General features: G+C 61.9%; 12 protein-coding genes. 2 read left to right on the plus strand and 10 right to left on the minus strand.

Features of this window, described 5'->3' with window-relative positions:
• Positions 1-145 precede the first annotated feature (145 nt).
• Both C8D72_RS15070 and glnK read left to right on the plus strand, forming a co-directional pair.
• Positions 146-1,393, plus strand: coding sequence for an ammonium transporter (locus C8D72_RS15070; RefSeq protein ID WP_115855278.1), 1,248 nt, complete (start codon positions 146-148; stop codon positions 1,391-1,393).
• A 218-nt stretch (positions 1,394-1,611) separates the two neighbouring features.
• A complete protein-coding gene (gene glnK / locus C8D72_RS15075) occupies positions 1,612-1,950 on the plus strand; it encodes a P-II family nitrogen regulator (RefSeq protein ID WP_086621444.1) in 339 nt (112 codons plus the stop codon).
• Positions 1,951-2,017: 67 nt separating this feature from the next.
• On the opposite strand, the gene C8D72_RS15080 is transcribed toward glnK, so the two are convergent.
• The 10 genes from C8D72_RS15080 to C8D72_RS15125 form a co-directional block, all read right to left on the minus strand.
• Entirely contained in the window at positions 2,018-2,620 is a 603-nt protein-coding gene (locus C8D72_RS15080; protein ID WP_115855279.1) for an FMN-dependent NADH-azoreductase, read from the minus strand.
• A 228-nt stretch (positions 2,621-2,848) separates the two neighbouring features.
• Complete coding sequence (locus C8D72_RS15085) at positions 2,849-3,628, minus strand: ferredoxin--NADP reductase (protein WP_245955289.1); 780 nt, start codon at positions 3,626-3,628, stop codon at positions 2,849-2,851.
• A 173-nt stretch (positions 3,629-3,801) separates the two neighbouring features.
• Positions 3,802-5,850: a methyl-accepting chemotaxis protein gene (locus C8D72_RS15090; protein ID WP_115855281.1), complete on the minus strand. Its 2,049-nt coding sequence runs from the start codon at positions 5,848-5,850 to the stop codon at positions 3,802-3,804.
• 233 nt (positions 5,851-6,083) lie between these two features.
• On the minus strand, positions 6,084-8,144 hold the full coding sequence (locus C8D72_RS15095) for a methyl-accepting chemotaxis protein (protein WP_342768077.1): 2,061 nt from the start codon (positions 8,142-8,144) through the stop codon (positions 6,084-6,086).
• A 100-nt stretch (positions 8,145-8,244) separates the two neighbouring features.
• Positions 8,245-10,065: a methyl-accepting chemotaxis protein gene (locus C8D72_RS15100; protein WP_115855282.1), complete on the minus strand. Its 1,821-nt coding sequence runs from the start codon at positions 10,063-10,065 to the stop codon at positions 8,245-8,247.
• 196 nt (positions 10,066-10,261) lie between these two features.
• Positions 10,262-12,076 carry a methyl-accepting chemotaxis protein gene (locus C8D72_RS15105; protein ID WP_115855283.1) on the minus strand — a complete coding sequence of 605 codons (1,815 nt, stop codon included), beginning with the start codon at positions 12,074-12,076 and terminating at the stop codon, positions 10,262-10,264.
• Positions 12,077-12,246: 170 nt separating this feature from the next.
• Positions 12,247-12,975, minus strand: a complete 729-nt coding sequence (locus C8D72_RS15110) for an amino acid ABC transporter ATP-binding protein (protein WP_115855425.1) — start codon at positions 12,973-12,975, stop codon at positions 12,247-12,249.
• A gap of 107 nt (positions 12,976-13,082) precedes the next feature.
• Positions 13,083-14,192 (minus strand): amino acid ABC transporter permease, encoded by a 1,110-nt coding sequence (locus C8D72_RS15115; RefSeq protein ID WP_115855284.1) that lies wholly within the window; start codon positions 14,190-14,192, stop codon positions 13,083-13,085.
• Position 14,193: 1 nt separating this feature from the next.
• A complete protein-coding gene (locus C8D72_RS15120) occupies positions 14,194-15,387 on the minus strand; it encodes an amino acid ABC transporter permease (RefSeq protein WP_115855285.1) in 1,194 nt (397 codons plus the stop codon).
• A 92-nt stretch (positions 15,388-15,479) separates the two neighbouring features.
• Positions 15,480-16,514 carry an amino acid ABC transporter substrate-binding protein gene (locus C8D72_RS15125; protein ID WP_115855426.1) on the minus strand — a complete coding sequence of 345 codons (1,035 nt, stop codon included), beginning with the start codon at positions 16,512-16,514 and terminating at the stop codon, positions 15,480-15,482.
• Positions 16,515-16,731 lie beyond the last annotated feature (217 nt).

Below are 16,731 nucleotides of genomic sequence, written 5' to 3' on the forward strand. Positions count from 1 at the left end.
GCCCTGACCGATCACGGCGTTCAGGGGAACCGCTACCGGATCGGTGAGGGGAATCCTTCCATGACATCACCTGATGTCATTCGTATTCATACCGGCGCGTGTGGCACTGACGCCCTCCAGACCCCGGCTGCAAGGATATAAACACATGAACGAACTTGTAGAAGTGCAGTATGCACTGGATACCTTTTATTTTTTGATCTGCGGTGCGCTGGTGCTGTGGATGGCCGCCGGCTTCTCGATGCTGGAGGCCGGTCTGGTCCGGGCCAAGAACACCACCGAGATTCTGACCAAGAACATGGCGCTGTTTGCCATTGCCTGCACCATGTACATGCTCATCGGCTATCACATTGTCTATCTCGGCGATGGCGGCAGCATCCTGCCCGATTTCGGCTTTCTGATCGGTGCCGAAAACAGCGCCGATGGCGTGCTGGCAAGCGGTGGCGACACCTATTACGCCGCGCGCTCGGACTTCTTCTTTCAGGTCGTGTTCGTGGCCACCGCCATGTCGATCGTCTCCGGGGCCGTGGCCGAGCGCATGAAGCTCTGGTCCTTTCTGCTGTTTGCAGTGTTCATGACCGGGCTGATTTATCCGGTTCAGGCCTACTGGTCCTGGGGCGGCGGCTTTCTGGATGAGGCCGGCTTCAGCGATTACGCCGGCTCCGGCATCGTGCACCTGTGTGGCGCTGCCGCCGCATTTGCCGGCGTGCTGGTGCTGGGCCCCCGCAAGGGCAAATACGGCAAAAACGGTGCCATTAACGCCATCCCCGGTGCCAACATGCCGCTGGCCACGCTGGGCACGTTTATCCTGTGGCTGGGCTGGCTGGGTTTTAACGGCGGCTCGGAGCTCAAGCTCTCTGACATCAGCAGTGCCAACGCCGTGGCTCAGGTCTTTGCCAACACCAATGCTGCCGCCAGCGGCGGTGTGATCGCGGCACTGATTCTGGCCCGCCTGTGGTTTCGCAAGGCCGACCTCACCATGGGCCTCAACGGCGCGCTGGCAGGTCTTGTGGCCATTACCGCCGGCCCCTCTGCCCCGAGCATTCTGGCCGCCACCCTGGTCGGCGCCGTGGGCGGTGTACTGGTGGTGTTTGCCATCGTGGCGCTGGACAAGCTGCGCATCGATGACCCGGTAGGCGCCATTTCAGTGCACGGTGTCGTCGGCATTTGGGGCCTTCTGGCCGTGCCGCTGACCGACGGCGATGCCGGCTTTGGTGCCCAGCTTCTGGGCATGGCGACCATCTTCATCTGGACTTTCGGAGCAAGCCTTGTCGTATGGCTGGCCATCAAGGCCGTCATGGGCGTGCGCGTCAGCGAAGAAGAAGAGTATGAAGGCGTGGATGTCGCTGAATGCGGACTGGAAGCCTATCCTGAATTCACCGGCGGCAAGCGCTAGGCGCTCGCCCGTCCGATTCGCACCGTTTCGGGCACCCCGCGAGGGTGCCCTTTTCATGCACCGGACAGGACATATGACTCAAGCATTCATGCCGACATGCCGCGACACCTTAAGCCGGGTGGCAATCATGTTTTTTCAACCGGTAGGCGGCACTGTATGCTTTAACCACAGGGCAGCGACCCTACCCATTCCATGACGATCAGGTGAGGACACGAAAGATGAAACTGGTATCTGCCATCATCAAACCCTTCAAGCTCGACGACGTACGCGAGTCACTCTCCGAGGTTGGCGTTCAGGGGATCACCGTGACCGAGGTCAAGGGATTCGGTCGTCAGAAAGGCCATACCGAGCTGTACCGCGGCGCCGAGTACGTGGTCGACTTCCTCCCCAAGGTCAAGATCGAGGTGGCGGTAGACGATGCCATGGTCGATCAGATCATCGAGGCCATCACCTCGGTGGCCAACACCGGCAAGATCGGTGACGGCAAGATCTTCGTGGCCCCGCTTGAGCAGGTCATCCGTATCCGTACCGGCGAAACCGGTCAGGACGCTGTCTAACCCCCGGGGTACGGACATGAAAAAACCCGCCGATCGGCGGGTTTTTTCTTTTGACTGACAGCGCCTTTTACAGCGACAGCGCGTCGATCTCGGCGCGGGCAGAGGTCTGTGCAGTGCTGATGGCCTCTTCACCCATCCCCAGGCCCTCGGCATAGACAAAGTCGATGTCGGTCATGCCCAGAAAGCCCAGGAAGGTGCGCAGGTACGGAGTAACCAGATCGTGATCCGTATCACGGTGCAGCCCGCCACGCGTGGTCAGCACGATCACCCGCTTGCCGGTGATAAAGCCTTCCGGACCCTGCGCGGTGTAGCGAAAGGTGACACCGGCACGGGCCACGAAATCACACCAGGTCTTGAGCTGGGTCGGGATGTTGAAGTTATACATCGGCGCGGTGATCACGATGGTGTCGTGGTCCTTGAGCTCCTCGACCAGCGTGTCCGACAGCGCCAGCGCGTCCTGCTGGGCCGGGGTCGGCTCGGCCACGCTGCCGCGCAGGGCCGCCATCAGCTCGGCGTCCAGTACCTCAACCGGCGTGGCGGCCAGGTCGCGAACGGTAACGCTGCCGGCGCCGTGGCGGCTTTCAAACCGATCCCCCAGATAGTCCGCCAGCTGGCTGGACTGGGAGTGTTCACCAAGAATGCTGGATTTGAGAATCAGTGCTTTTGACATGACGTGGTCCTGAGAAAATGACGCTGAAGCAGCGAATGGCGTGACTCTACAGGCCCATCAAATCGATTGTGAAGCGCAATAATTACCTTTTCTCATTCGTTTTTACCGAATGCTGCCGGCAATGCTTCTTCTTCAGACCACAAAAAGGCGCCGGACACGATGCCGGCGCCTTTGGCATGACGTTTCCGGGCTGCTTCGTGATCCCGGTATTACTTCTCGACCCCGGTACTATTTTTCGACAAAGGCGCGCTCGATCACGTAGTCGCCCGGCTCGCCCATGCGCGGCGAGATGGTAAAGCCGAGCTCGTTAAGCACCTGGCTGCTCTCCTCGAGCATCGCCGGGCTGCCGCAGATCATGGCGCGGTCGTGCTCGGGGTCGAGCTGCGGCAGGCCGATATCGGCGGCCAGCTTGCCGGAGCGGATGTGGTCGGTCAGACGCCCCATGGTATGGAAGTCCTCGCGCGTCACGGTCGGATAGTAGATCAGTTTCTCGCTGATCTCCTCACCGAGCAGCTCGTGCTCGGGCAGATCCCGCGTGATGAACTCCTGATAGGCCAGCTCGCTGACAGTGCGCACGCCGTGGATCAGGATCACCTTGTCAAAGCGCTCGTAGGCTTCCGGGTCCTGAATCAGACTCAAAAACGGCGCCAGACCCGTGCCGGTGGAGAGCATGTAGAGATGGCGCCCTTCCTTGAGGTCATCGAGCACCAGCGTGCCGGTCGGCTTGCGGCTGACCAGCAGCGAGTCGCCGACCTGAAGGTGCTGAAGCCTTGAGGTCAGCGGACCGTCCTGCACCTTGATCGAGAAAAACTCCAGATGCTCTTCCCAGTTGGGGCTGGCGATCGAGTAGGCACGCGTCAGCGGCTTGCCGTCGACCTCAAGCCCGATCATCACGAACTGGCCGTTTTTAAAGCGCAGGCTGTCCTCGCGGGTGGTGCGAAAGCTGAACAGCGAATCGTTCCAGTGATGAACGCTCAGGACTTCGGTGGTAGCAAACTTGCTGGACACGTTGGAGAACTCCCTGACAATGGGTCGCATTTGCAGTGGGTAAGGGGGCCTATTCTAGACACTGCGCCCGCAGGCGTCACGGCACGGACGCGCCTTCATTGCGCCTGATGAATCGAGGCCAATAAAAAGGGGCCACACCGACGTGTGGCCCCTTGATCCGTAACGTGCAGTGCTTAATGGCTCAGCCGGAACGCCCCCACCGTGGTCGCCAGGTGCTGGGCCTGCTGGTTGAGGGATTCGGCCGCCGCGGCCGACTCCTCGACCAGTGCGGCGTTCTGCTGCGTCATGTCATCAAGCTGAGTGATCGCCTGGTTGACCTGACCGATCCCGGTGGACTGCTCGTTGGTGGCGCGGCTTAACTCCTCGATCACCGTGCTGACCCGCCCGACCCGCTCGACAATCTCCCCCATCGCCTGGCTGGTGGCATTCACCAGCTCCGCGCCATTGACCGTCTCATGACTGGAGGTCGTGATCAGCGCCTTGATATCCCGCGCGGCCTGGGCGCTGCGATTGGCAAGCCCCCGCACTTCTTCGGCCACCACCGCAAAGCCGCGACCGTGCTCGCCCGCGCGGGCGGCCTCGACCGAGGCATTGAGCGCCAGCAGATTGGTCTGAAAAGCGATGCCGTCGATGACATCCACGATCGAGCCGATTTTCCCTGAGGTCTCGCGAATGCGCGCCATGGTCGCGACCACATCGTGCATCTGCTCCCCACCGCGACGGGCCACGTCGGCCGCCTCATGGGCCAGACCATTGGCCTCCTTCGTGGAGGTCGCCGAATGCTCGACGGTGCTGGTCAGCTCCTCCATGGCCGCGGCGGACTCTTCCAGGTTGGCCGCGGTATTTTCGGTGCGCCGGGAGAGATCATGACCGCCGGCCGAAATCTCGGCCGCCGCCAGCTGTACCGAATGGCTCGAATCCCGTATGTCGATCAGTACCGTTTCCATGCGATCGACAAAGCTGTTGAAAGCCTCGGCCAGCTGTGCCGGCTCGTCCCGGCCCATCACCGGCAGGCGCTGGGTCAGGTCACCGTCGCCGTTGGCAATCTGGCGCATGCGCTCGGCCAGCAGTTTAAGCGGTCGGGCGATCCGACGGCCGACCATCCAGATGGCCGCCAATCCCAGGGCGCTGACCAGAAGCCCGACCAGTGCCATGGTAACAAGCGCCTGACGCTGCTGGTCCGCCAGCTCGTTTTGCAACGCGTTGAAGTCGGCATAGACCGCGCTTTTGGGCACCCGCAGCATCAGCTGCCAGCGGGTGGCATCGCCGATAGCCACCGGCAGCTGCAGTGTCAGGTTCTCACCGGTCGTGGTCATGATCGAGCGATCGCCGCCACTGACCAGCTGCCGGGCAGTGTCGGCATCAAAGAACTGACTGGCCGGCCGGCTCGGACTGGCCGCATCCCCCGTGTACCCCACGATGGTGCCGGCGTCCGATACCAGCGCGATGCTGCCCACGCCCTGATAAAGCCCCTGGTTGGCATCATTGAGCACGCTCTGGATGAAATCCAGCGACAGGTCCACGCCGGCACTGCCGCGGAACACGCCGTTCACCATGATCGGCACGTTAAACGAGGTGACCAGCAGGGTCTGGCCGTTGTAGTCATAGGGGTGCGGGTCAGTCACACAGGGGCGCCCGGTCTCGCGGGTGCACAGATAATACTCGCCTTCGCGGATGCCGCTATCCATCACGGTTTCGCTTTCCATCCCCTCGCCCAGCGCCAGCACCTCGATGCTGCCGTTTTCGGTGCGATACCACCAGGGCATGAAGCGACCATCCTCGCCATATCCCGGTATGTTCTGACCCTGATAGTCGGCGTCATTATCGAAGGCGTTGGGCTCCCAGCCGATAAACGCATCGAGAAAGTCAGGATTATCGATGACCCGCTGACGCACGATATTGGACATCACCTGCCGGTCGATCGGCAGCAGCGCCTGCCCCGTGGCCGGCTGCGCCATCATGGCATTGGTATTGGCAAGCTCGGTGGCGGTTTGCAGGGCACGGTCAAGACGCGCGCTGATATCGCTGGCCTGAGCCTCGCCCAGCGCCTGCAGGCGGGCCTGAATGGACTCGCTGAGCTGCGTTTCGGTACGACTGGCCGCTTGCTGCTGGGTGCGTGTCATGGTCATCAACGAATACAGCACCAGCACGACCACCACCGCCAGCAGGCAGGCGCCAGCGGTGACGGTGACAAAATGACGAATGGATCTGAACTGCAACATGATGGCTCACCATGGCTGTCAAAGGCTGATAAAGACCTTCTGGGTATACCGGCCCGGCAGGTGAAGATCAGCGCCACCATTCGTGCCTGTAAACTTGATAACGGCCCGGAAAGATTAACCTTGATCAAAATCGACCAAGGTCGCAGCCGTTTTCAGCGCCGTGACAGCCAGCCTATGAAAAGCCCCCCGAACGGTCGACCCGTCGGGGGGCTTCAAAACAATGCACTCATCCATCAGGACGGAGCGCGTTCGCACAGCCGGAAGGCACCGACCGTGGTGGCCAGCCGCTGCGCCTGCTGACTCAGCGATTCGGCCGCCGCTGCCGACTGTTCGACCAGCGCGGCGTTTTGCTGGGTCATGTCATCGAGCTGGGTAATCGCCTGGTTGACCTGGCCGATGCCGGTGGACTGCTCCCCGGTGGCGCGACTGAGTTCGTCAATCACCGTGCTGACCCGCCCGACCCGCTCGACGATATCATTCATCGCCTGGCTGGCAGCATCCACCAGCTCGGCGCCGTTGACCGTCTCGGTACTTGAGGTCGTGATCAAGGCCTTGATGTCCCGCGCGGCCTGGGCGCTGCGGTTGGCAAGGCCCCGGACCTCTTCGGCCACGACCGCAAAGCCACGGCCGTGCTCGCCGGCACGGGCGGCCTCGACCGACGCATTGAGCGCCAGCAGATTGGTCTGGAAGGCGATGCCATCGATGACATCGACGATCGATTCGATTTTCCCCGAGGTCTCGCGAATGCGCGACATCGTCGCGACCACGCTTTGCATCTGATCACCGCCGTGGCGGGCCACATCGGCCGCCTCATGGGCCAGACCGTTGGCCTCTTTCGAGGAGTGCGCCGAATGCTCGACGGTGCTGGTCAGCTCCTCCATGGCAGCGGCGGACTCTTCCAGATTGGCCGCCGTATGCTCGGTACGGCGGGACAGATCATGACTGCCTGAAGAGATTTCGGCGGCCGCCAGCTGCACCGAATGGCTCGAGTCGCGAATATCGATCAAAACGGTCTCCATGCGCTCGACAAAGCTGTTGAAGGCTTCGGCCAGCTGCGCCGGCTCATCGCGGCCCATCACCGGCAGGCGCTGGGTCAGGTCACCGTCGCCGTTGGCAATCTGGCGCATGCGCTCGGCCAGGGTTTTCAGCGGCCGGGCAATGCGACGCCCAACCAGCCAGATGGCACCCAGCCCCAGTGCGCTGATCAAAATGCCCACCAGCGCCATGGTGATCAAAGCACTGCGCTGCTGATCCGCCAGCTCGTTTTGCAGCGCGTTGAATTCGGCGTAGACGGCGCTTTTGGGCACGCGCAGCAGCAGCTGCCAGCGGGCCTGGTCACCGATCGTCACCGGCAGCTGCAGGCTCAGATCATCGCCGTTTGACGTCATGACGGCGTGGTCCAACCCGCCGGTCAGCTGCCGGGCCGTGGCGTCATCGAACAGCGCTCCGGCCGGCCGGCCCGGGCTCTGTGCGTTACCGGAATAGCCCACGATAGTGCCGTTGGCCGACACCAGCGCGATGCTGCCCGCCCCGTCATAGAGGGCCTGGTTGGCATCCACGAGCATGCCCTGAATGAAGGCCAGCGACAGATCCACACCCGCGCTGCCCATGAACCGGCCATTGACCATGATGGGGGCATTGAACGAGGTCACCAGAATGCTTTGCCCGTTGTAGTCATAGGGCGCCGGGTCGATCACGCAGGAGCGCCCTGTTTCGCGCGGGCACAGATAGTACTCGCCTTCCCGGATGCCGTTGGGCTGGGCCGCCGTGCTCTCCATGGTGTCGCCCAGCGCCAGCACGTCGACACCGCCGCTTTCGGTGCGATACCACCAGGGCATGAAGCGCCCGTTGTCACCGTAGCCCAGCATCGTCTGGCCCTGGTAGTCGGCGTCATTGTCAAAGGCGTTGGGCTCCCAGCCAACAAAGGCATCCAGCAGCTCGGGATTGTCGATCACCCGCTGGCGCACGATGCGCGACATATCGCGGCGATCGATGGAGAGCGTAGCGGCACCATCACTGCCACGGGCCATCATGGCGTTGGTCTGGGCCAGTTCCTCGGCCAGCTGCATTGCCCGGTCAAGCTGCACGCTGATCTCGCCGGCCTGTGCCTTCCCCAGCGCCTGCAGGCGCGCCTCAATGGACTGCTCGAGCTGCGCCTGAGTACGGCTGGCCGTTTGCTGCTGGGCGCGGGTCATGGCGACCAGTGAATACAGCACCAGCACGATGACCACCGCCAGCAGACAGGCGCCTGCCGTGATGGTGACAAAGGTACGAATGGACTTGAACTGCATCATGATGCATCACCATGGATTGCAAGAGCGGGCCGACGCCACGCATGAGATTAAGGGCAATAACGGCCCCGAAGGACCGTTATTCACCTGTCGGGCAGTGTCTTTACGAGGGCGCACGTTCACTGAGTCGGAAGACACCAATGATCTGCGTCAGGCGCTGCGCCTCCTGAGAGAGCGAATCCGAGGCAGCGGCCGATTCCTCCACCAGTGCGGCGTTTTCCTGGGTCATCTGATCAAGCTGCGTGACCGCCTGGTTGACCTGAGAGATGCCGGTGCTCTGCTCATTGGCCGCCGTCGTGACCTCGCTGATCAGGCCGTTGACCCGTTTGATCTGGCTCACGATGTCCTCCATGCGTTCGCCGGCCCTTTGCACCAGCGTCTGACCGTTGGCAGTTTTTGCCACCGAGTCATCGATGAGCTTTTTGATATCCTGAGCGGCCTGGGTGCTGCGGTTGGCCAGCGTTCGTACCTCGGCAGCCACGACCGCAAAGCCACGGCCCTGCTCGCCGGCACGGGCGGCCTCCACGGAGGCATTAAGCGCCAGCAGATTGGTCTGGAAGGCGATCGAGTCGATGACCCCGATAATATTGGCCATTTCACTCGACGAGGTACTGATGTCGCGCATGGTGCCCACCACCTCGGTCATCACCTGCCCACCCTCCTCGGCCGACTGCGTGGCCTGCGCGGTAAGCTGTGCGGCATGCCGCGAGGATTCGGTCGAGTTGGCCACCGTGCTGGTCAACTGCTCCATGGCCGCGGCCGACTGCTCAAGGCTTGCTGCCGTGGTCTCGGTGCGGCGTGACAGATCCATGCTGCCGGTCGAAATCTCGGAAGACGCCATGCGCACGTTCTCGCTGCTGTCGCGCACGTCGCGCATGACGTGATCGATGCGTTCCACGAAACGGTTGAACGAGCGGGCAATCTGGTTGACCTCATCATCGCGTGTCGACAGCGGCAGTCGCTGGGTCAGATCACCCTCCCCTTCGCTGACATCGCGCATCGCATCACGCACCTCGTGCATGCGCCGGAAGATCGGCGTCAGCAGTGCCCATATCAGCAGGGCCGCGATGATGCCCACCACCACCAGCGCAATGACGGTGGTCTTGACCAGGCTCACCATCCCGGCCATGGCTTCCTTGCGATCCAGCGCCATGACCAGCGTCCAGTTGGTGTCTTCGATCGGCACCGCCGACACCAGCATGTCCTGTCCGCGCAGAGTGACATCACGCAGCGCTTCAGTGCCGCTCATCTGCGCCAGTGCCGCAGGGGTCAGGCTGGCATCCAGTTCGGTGGCCGGCTTGAGGATCAATGACTTGTCAGCGTGGGCAATCATGATGCCGTCGCTATTGACCATGAAGGCGTGGCTGTGGGGCGTGGGATCAATGGCGTTAACGGTCTCGATGACCCTGTCCATGGCCACATCGGAGCTGATCACGCCAAGCGTTTGGCCATCACGCACGATGGGCGAGGCAAACGACACCACCAGCTTGCCGGAAGAGGCATCCATGTAGGGCAGCGTGGCAATGGTGTGTCCGGCCGCCAGGGCCTGCTGATACCAGGGTCGCTGGGTCGGCTGATAGGTCGGCGGAATATCCCAGTCCACATCGCTGGTGATATAGCGATTATCATTGAAGCCGGCATAGACCGTGATCATGTCGCCGGCATCAGCGGCCAGAATAAAGCGCGACAGGGCATCCTCGGTCAGCGCCTGGCGTCCGGTGGCTTCCACCACGGCCTTTTTGGCGTTGCTCCAGTCGCTGATCGCCATGGTATAGCCTTCAGCCACTTCGGCCTGGGAACGGCTGATGGCCTCGGTGTTATAACGGCTGGTGACCTGGTAGGTCGCGATGCCGGTCAGCGTCAGTGCCAGCAGCACGATCGCCAGACAGAACACCAGAATGCGGGTACGAATGGATGTCAGCACTGGGTTGTCTCTCTTGTTGACAGAAAAGCGGCACAGGCCGGCTATCCCGTCATAACGGCGCCAGCGACGCCCGACTTGACCCCTGGTGGCTCCCTCTTCAGTTATTAAGGCGATAGCGCCCGACATGACAGACCAACACGGAAACGCCCCGGCACGGGTTCACCGTGACGGGGCTGCGAAGAAACTGCCATCGCGCTCAGCGAATACCGCGCTCGCGCAGTTTGAACGCGCCCACCGTGGTCGCCAGTCGCTGGGCCTGCTGGCTGAGCGACTCGGCCGCCGCCGCGGACTGTTCGACCAGCGCGGCGTTTTGCTGGGTCATGTCATCAAGCTGGGTGATCGCCTGATTGACCTGGCCGATGCCGGTGGACTGCTCACTGGTGGCGCGGCTGAGCTCATCAATGAACGTACTGACCCGCCCGACCCGCTCAACAATTTCTCCCATCGCCTGACTGGCGGCATCGACCAGCTCGGCACCGCTGGTGGTTTCACGGCTTGAGGTAGTGATCAACGTCTTGATGTCCGTGGCCGCCTGTGCGCTGCGGTTGGCCAGGTTGCGCACCTCCTGGGCCACGACCGCAAACCCGCGACCCTGCTCGCCGGCCCGCGCCGCCTCGACCGAGGCGTTGAGTGCCAGCAAATTGGTCTGAAAGGCGATGCCATCGATGACATCGACAATCGATTCGATCTTTCCCGACGTCTCGCGAATGCGCGACATGGTCGCCACCACGCTGCTCATCTGCTCACCGCCACTGCGGGCCATGCTGGCGGTTTCGTGGGCCAGACCGTTGGCTTCCTTCGTTGAGGTCGCCGAATGCTCGACGGTGCTGGTCAGCTCCTCCATGGCAGCGGCCGACTCTTCCAGACTGGCTGCGGTGGTTTCGGTACGCCTTGAAAGGTCGTGCCCGCCCGAGGAGATTTCACCGGCCGCGCTCTGAACCTGGCTTGAGGCATCGCGAATCTCGACCAGGGTGTCATTCATGCGATCGGCAAAGGCGTTAAAGGCGGTTGCGATGGCGGAGATCTCGTCGCTGCCCTCGACCGGCAGACGCCGGGTCAGATCCCCTTCACCGCTGGCCACATTCTCCATCGCCTCGCGCGCCCGACGCAGGCGGGCCAGCACCGGCTTGAGCGCCATCCACAGCACAAGTGCTGCTACCAGCGTACTGATCACCAGCGCCGCCAGCGTGGTATTACGAATCGAGACAAGTCCTGCCAGCGCCTCGCTGCGGTCAGTGGCGATATTGAGCTGCCAGTCCACCCCCGGAATGGGCGTGGCCGAGATCAGGTAGTCGTGATCATTGATGCTGACATCGGTCAGCACGTCGCGACGCCCCATGTCGATCAATGCCGCAGCACTCAGTGCCGGCGACAGCTCGGTGGCGGGTTTGAGAATGCGTTTGGCGTCTGCATGCACGACGATCCGGCCATTACCATCGGTGATAAAGACAAAGCTTGAAGGCGTCGGGTGAATTTTCAGCGTCTGGGCGCTGACCTGGGTGATGACAGCGTCGGCGGCCACCACCCCGGTGGTGCGGCCCCCGTCCATGACAGGCGTGGCAAAGGAGAGCACCAGCCCACCGGAGGTGGCATCAATGTAGGGCTCGGTCATGATGGTATGACCGGCGGCCACGGCCTTTTGATACCACTCGCGCTCGCTGGCGACATAGTCGGAGGGCGCCTCCCACTGATCGGAAAAGAGCGTGCGGCCATCCTGCCAGGCCACATAGGTGGCCAGGAGCCCACCGGCTTCGTTGCCCTTGACCAGACCGGCCATCACATCGCCTTCATCCAGATGATGGGCGATGGATTCCACGATCCCGCGCCGGATTTCAAACCATTGTCCGATGGCATCGGCGCCGCTATTGCCCAGCACTGCCATGTTGTGACGCAATTCCTGTAGCTGTGCGGTACGGCTGGCGAAATAGATGGTGGCACCGGTGCCGGCCAGTGCCGTGATAACCAGAGCAATACAGATCAACTGAATACGAGTACCGATGGAGCGTCGCATGCACAAGGCCTCTTGATGACGTCATGAATCGGAAGGATTCCTGATTAACGACGCGCAAGGACCCGGGCTTGAGAAGATTGGAGCCTCAAGGAGTAAACGAATTTAAAAAACCGGTCAGGCAGGCGTCTGGACCGACAGAGAACGCGCCAGAGCCTGCGTAGAAAACCGGTCTAGTGCCCCAGAATCTGACCCAGAAATTCCTGCGTGCGCGATGAGCGCGGCTCGTTGAAAAAGGTCTCGGGCGCAGCCGATTCCACGATCTGTCCCTCATCCATGAAGATCACCCGGTCGGCCACGGTGCGGGCGAAGCCCATCTCGTGGGTCACGCACAGCATGGTCATGCCTTCATGGGCCAGCTCGATCATGACATCGAGCACCTCCTTGATCATCTCCGGGTCCAGCGCCGAGGTGGGCTCATCAAAGAGCATCACTTCCGGATGCATACACAGCGCCCGCGCAATCGCGACGCGCTGCTGCTGACCGCCGGAGAGCTGGCCCGGGTACTTGTGGGCCTGGTTGGCAATGCGCACCCGCTCCAGATACTCCATCGCGCTTTTTTCGGCCTCGCGGCGCGGCTTTTTCTGCACCCAGATGGGTGAGAGACAACAGTTTTCCAGTACCGTCAGATGTGGGAAGAGATTGAAGTGCTGAAAGACCATGCCGACATTGCGCCGGATCTGTTCGATGCGTTTGACGTCGTTGGTCATGGGAATGCCGTTGACCACGATCTCGCCCTGCTGGTGCGCCTCCAGATGGTTGATGCAGCGAATCAGGGTCGACTTGCCTGACCCCGACGGCCCACAGATGACGATGCGCTCGCCGCGGGCCACGGTCAGGTCGATATCACGCAGGACGTGAAAATCGCCATACCACTTGTTCAGACGCGATATCGACACCATGGGGGTAGCTTCCCTCGCGGTGGCCGCCCCTTGCTGGGTATCGTTCATGACAGACACTCCTGAGACACGACACGCCCATGTCGTGCTGATGGTGATTGTTGTTAGCGTTAATGGCCGGTATGGAGACGCCGCTCGAGGCTCTGGCTATAGCGCGACATGCCAAAGCAGAATACCCAGAACACCAGTGCGGCGAAGACATAGCCCTCGATGGCAAAACCCAGCCAGTCACTGTCGGTCAGCCCCGCCTGAATGATCGACAGCACGTCAAAAAGGCCGATGATCAGCACCAGTGAGGTGTCCTTGAACAGCGCAATGAACGTATTGACGATGCCCGGGATTACCAGCTTGAGCGCCTGGGGCAGAATGATCAGGCGCATTCGCAGCCAGTAGCCCAGTCCCAGTGCCGCACCCGCCTCGCCCTGCCCCTTGTCGATGGCCTGCAGCCCGCTGCGCACCACTTCCGCCATGTAGGCGCTCCAGAACAGCATGATGCCGATCAGCGCCCGCAACAGCTTGTCGAACTCCACGTTGGCCGGCACAAACAGCGGCAGCATCACCGAGGACATGAACAGCACCGTAATCAGCGGCACCCCGCGCCAGAACTCGATAAAGATCACGCAGACCGCACGTACCAGCGGCATCTTCGAGCGTCGCCCCAGCGCCAGCACGACGCCCAGCGGCAGCGAACCCACGATACCGACCGCGGCAATGGTCAGCGTCAGCATCAAACCGCCCCAGGCGCGGGTCGGCACATGAGGCAGGCCGAACATGCCACCCAGCAGCAGCACCCAGGCGATGATTGGCAGACCCACCAGCCCCATCAGCGCCACCGATTTCTTGCCCGGCAGGCGCGGTATTACAAGCCAGGCGATCAATGCGAAGAAAAGCCCCAGCACAATATCCACTCGCCAGCGCTCGGCCAGCGGGTAGAAGCCATAGACGATCTGGCTCCAGCGCGTGGAGATAAACACCCAGCAGGCGCCCTCACTGGTGCAGTCTGCGCGCGAACTGCCCACCCAGTCGGCCTGAATCAGCGCCCAGTCGATCACCGGCCAGACCAGCCGCACAATCAGCAAAAGCGTCACGATCGACACCACGCTGTTGACCGGCCCTGAAAAGAGCCGCGTGCGCAGCCAGTACATTACCCCGCCCTGCGGCGTGGGCGGCGGGCGTGACGCGATGAGCGACTCGTCGGTATCACGAGCAATGGCAGACATCTCAACGCTCCTTGAGCGACATGCGCGCGTTGTAGAGATTCATGAGCGCTGACACGATCAGCGAGATGCTCAGATAAACCAGCATCGTCATGGTCATGACCTCGATGGCCTGCCCGGTCTGGTTGAGCGTGGTGCCGGCAAAGACCGCCACCAGATCGGGATAGCCAATGGCCGTGGCCAATGATGAGTTCTTGATCAAATTGAGATACTGATTGGTCACCTGCGGCACCATCACCCGCATGGCCTGGGGAATGACGATCCGGCGCATGGTCAGTCTGCCGGGCAGCGACAGCGAGCGCGCCGCCTCGGTCTGACCGTGCGGCACCGACTGAATGCCCGAGCGCACGGTCTCGGCAATAAAGGCTGCGGTATAGATGGAAAGCGCCAGCCACAGCGCCACCAGCTCCGGCAACACCTGCATGCCGCCGCGAAAATTGAAGCCGGAAAGCTCAGGGGTCGACCACTCAAGCGGCGCACCGGTCATCCAGAACGTTGCCAGCGGCAGACCGATCAACAGCAAAAGACTCAGGGGCAGTACCGGCCACTGCTGTCCGGTCGCTGCCTGGCGCCGACGCGCGATGATCACCAGCGCGATCACACCCACCACCGCTGCGGCCAGAGCCAGCGGTGTTGCCATGAAGCCGGCCTGCGCCTCGGGGGCCGGCATGATCAGTCCGCGCACGTTGAGATAAAAACTGTCCAGCAGCGAGAGGCTTTGACGCGGCGAGGGCAGGGTGCGCAGCACCGCGAAGTACCAGAACAGGATCTGTAACAGCAGCGGAATATTGCGAAAGATCTCGACGTAGGCCCCGGCCAGCCGCGCCAGCAGCCAGTTGGGCGAGAGCCTTGCCAGGCCGACCAGAAATCCGATGATCGTGGCGGCGACAATCCCAAGTGCGGAGACCAGCAGCGTATTGGCCAGTCCGACCAGAAAGGTGCGCCCATAGGTACTGGTGTTGCTGGAATAGTCGATCAGGGTCTGGGAAACAGGAAAACCGGCCCGACGATCAAGAAACTCAAACCCGGTGCGAATGCCACGGGCGTCCAGGTTCGCCATGGTGTTATGGATTAGAAAACCAATGGCGCCCAGCACCATCGCCAGCAATAGCACCTGAAAGAAAAGGGCCCGCACCGCCGGGTCACGCCAAAGCGGCCCGCGACCGCGGCGCGGAATGGAAACGGAGGGACGCAACATGAGCAGAATTCTCCAGTGGCATGATGGCCGGCCCCTGCGACCGACCCCGCATCAGGGACAGCGCGCGCCGAATGGCGCGCGTCACTGGTGCCTTATCGCACCGGCATCCCGTATTGCAGTCCGCCGTCGTTCCACAGCGCGTTTTCGCCCCGCTCAAGGGTCAGCGGCGAATCCATGCCGACATTGCGCTCAAAGATTTCGCCGTAGTTGCCCACGCCCTTGATGATGTTATAGGCCCAGTCATTGGACAGTCCCATCTGCTCGCCAAAGTTGCCGTCCTTGCCCAGCAGGCGCGCATCATCCGGCGTTTTGGGGCTGTCGCGCATTTCGTCGATGTTGTCGCTGTTGATGCCGGATTCTTCGGCATTGAGCATGGCGTAGAGCGTCCAGCGCACTACCTTCATCCACTGCTCGTCGCCCTGGCGCACCGCAGGCCCCAGCGGCTCCTTGGAAATGCGCTCGGGGAGAATCACGGCGCTTTCCGGATCAGACAGCTGTAGCCGCAGGGCGGCCAGCTGGGAAGAGTCCGAGGTCAGGACATCGCAGCGCCCGCTGTCAAAGCCGGCTGCCGACTGATCGGTTTCATCAAAGCTGACCGCGTTATAGGTCATGTCATTGGCGCGGAAATAGTCCGCCAGATTGAGCTCGGTAGTGGTCCCCGAGATGACACAGACCGAAGCACCATCGAGCTCCTTCGCACTCGAGACGCCCAGATCCTTGCGCACCATCATGCCCTGACCGTCATAGAAGGTGACGCCGGCAAAGGTCAGGCCCATTGAATTGTCGCGCGAGGCCGTCCAGGTGGTGTTGCGCGACAGCAGATCGACTTCACCGGACTGCAGCGCGGTAAAGCGCTCCTTGGCTGTCAGCGCGGCAAAGCTCACCTTGTCGGGGTCGCCGAACACGGCCGCGGCCACGGCGCGACAGAAGTCTACATCGATGCCCTGCCACTGCCCCTGAGCATTGGGAGAGGAGAATCCGGCCAGACCATCGCTGACCCCGCAGCGCAGCTGACCGCGGCTTTTCACATCATCAAGCGTGGCCGCAAAAGAGGTCGACGGCCCCAGTGTGGCCAGCAGCGCCAACCCTGCTGCACTCGACCAAATCCATGGCTTTTTTGTTGTCATGTTCATTGCAACACTCCGGGTTGTTGAATGATGCGCCGCGATGGCGTAGGCCTGCGACGTCCATGACGGTATTGCAAGGAGTGTTCCAGAATGTAAAAAAACAGCGCCACGGCGCTGTTTTTCAAGGAGAAAGGAGAAGCCTTCGGGACACTTGATACCCGGACTGCGCCCTGACAGCCGCCCGAATGGCCCCAATATGGCGCCGGTGCCCAAAGCG

Origin of the sequence: Kushneria indalinina DSM 14324, from assembly GCF_003385845.1 — a bacterium.
In the GTDB taxonomy this organism is placed as follows: Bacteria; Pseudomonadota; Gammaproteobacteria; order Pseudomonadales; family Halomonadaceae; genus Kushneria; species Kushneria indalinina.

What these genes read in the sequence shown, in the direction of transcription:
- C8D72_RS15070 (WP_115855278.1), top strand. Translation starts at nt 146, where the DNA reads ATGAACGAACTTGTAGAAGTGCAGTATGCACTGGATACCTTTTATTTT.
- glnK (WP_086621444.1), top strand. Translation starts at nt 1,612, where the DNA reads ATGAAACTGGTATCTGCCATCATCAAACCCTTCAAGCTCGACGACGTA.
- C8D72_RS15080 (WP_115855279.1), bottom strand. Translation starts at nt 2,620, where the DNA reads ATGTCAAAAGCACTGATTCTCAAATCCAGCATTCTTGGTGAACACTCC.
- C8D72_RS15090 (WP_115855281.1), bottom strand. Translation starts at nt 5,850, where the DNA reads ATGTTGCAGTTCAGATCCATTCGTCATTTTGTCACCGTCACCGCTGGC.
- C8D72_RS15095 (WP_342768077.1), bottom strand. Translation starts at nt 8,144, where the DNA reads ATGATGCAGTTCAAGTCCATTCGTACCTTTGTCACCATCACGGCAGGC.
- C8D72_RS15105 (WP_115855283.1), bottom strand. Translation starts at nt 12,076, where the DNA reads ATGCGACGCTCCATCGGTACTCGTATTCAGTTGATCTGTATTGCTCTG.
- C8D72_RS15110 (WP_115855425.1), bottom strand. Translation starts at nt 12,975, where the DNA reads ATGGTGTCGATATCGCGTCTGAACAAGTGGTATGGCGATTTTCACGTC.
- C8D72_RS15115 (WP_115855284.1), bottom strand. Translation starts at nt 14,192, where the DNA reads ATGTCTGCCATTGCTCGTGATACCGACGAGTCGCTCATCGCGTCACGC.
- C8D72_RS15120 (WP_115855285.1), bottom strand. Translation starts at nt 15,387, where the DNA reads ATGTTGCGTCCCTCCGTTTCCATTCCGCGCCGCGGTCGCGGGCCGCTT.
- C8D72_RS15125 (WP_115855426.1), bottom strand. Translation starts at nt 16,514, where the DNA reads ATGACAACAAAAAAGCCATGGATTTGGTCGAGTGCAGCAGGGTTGGCG.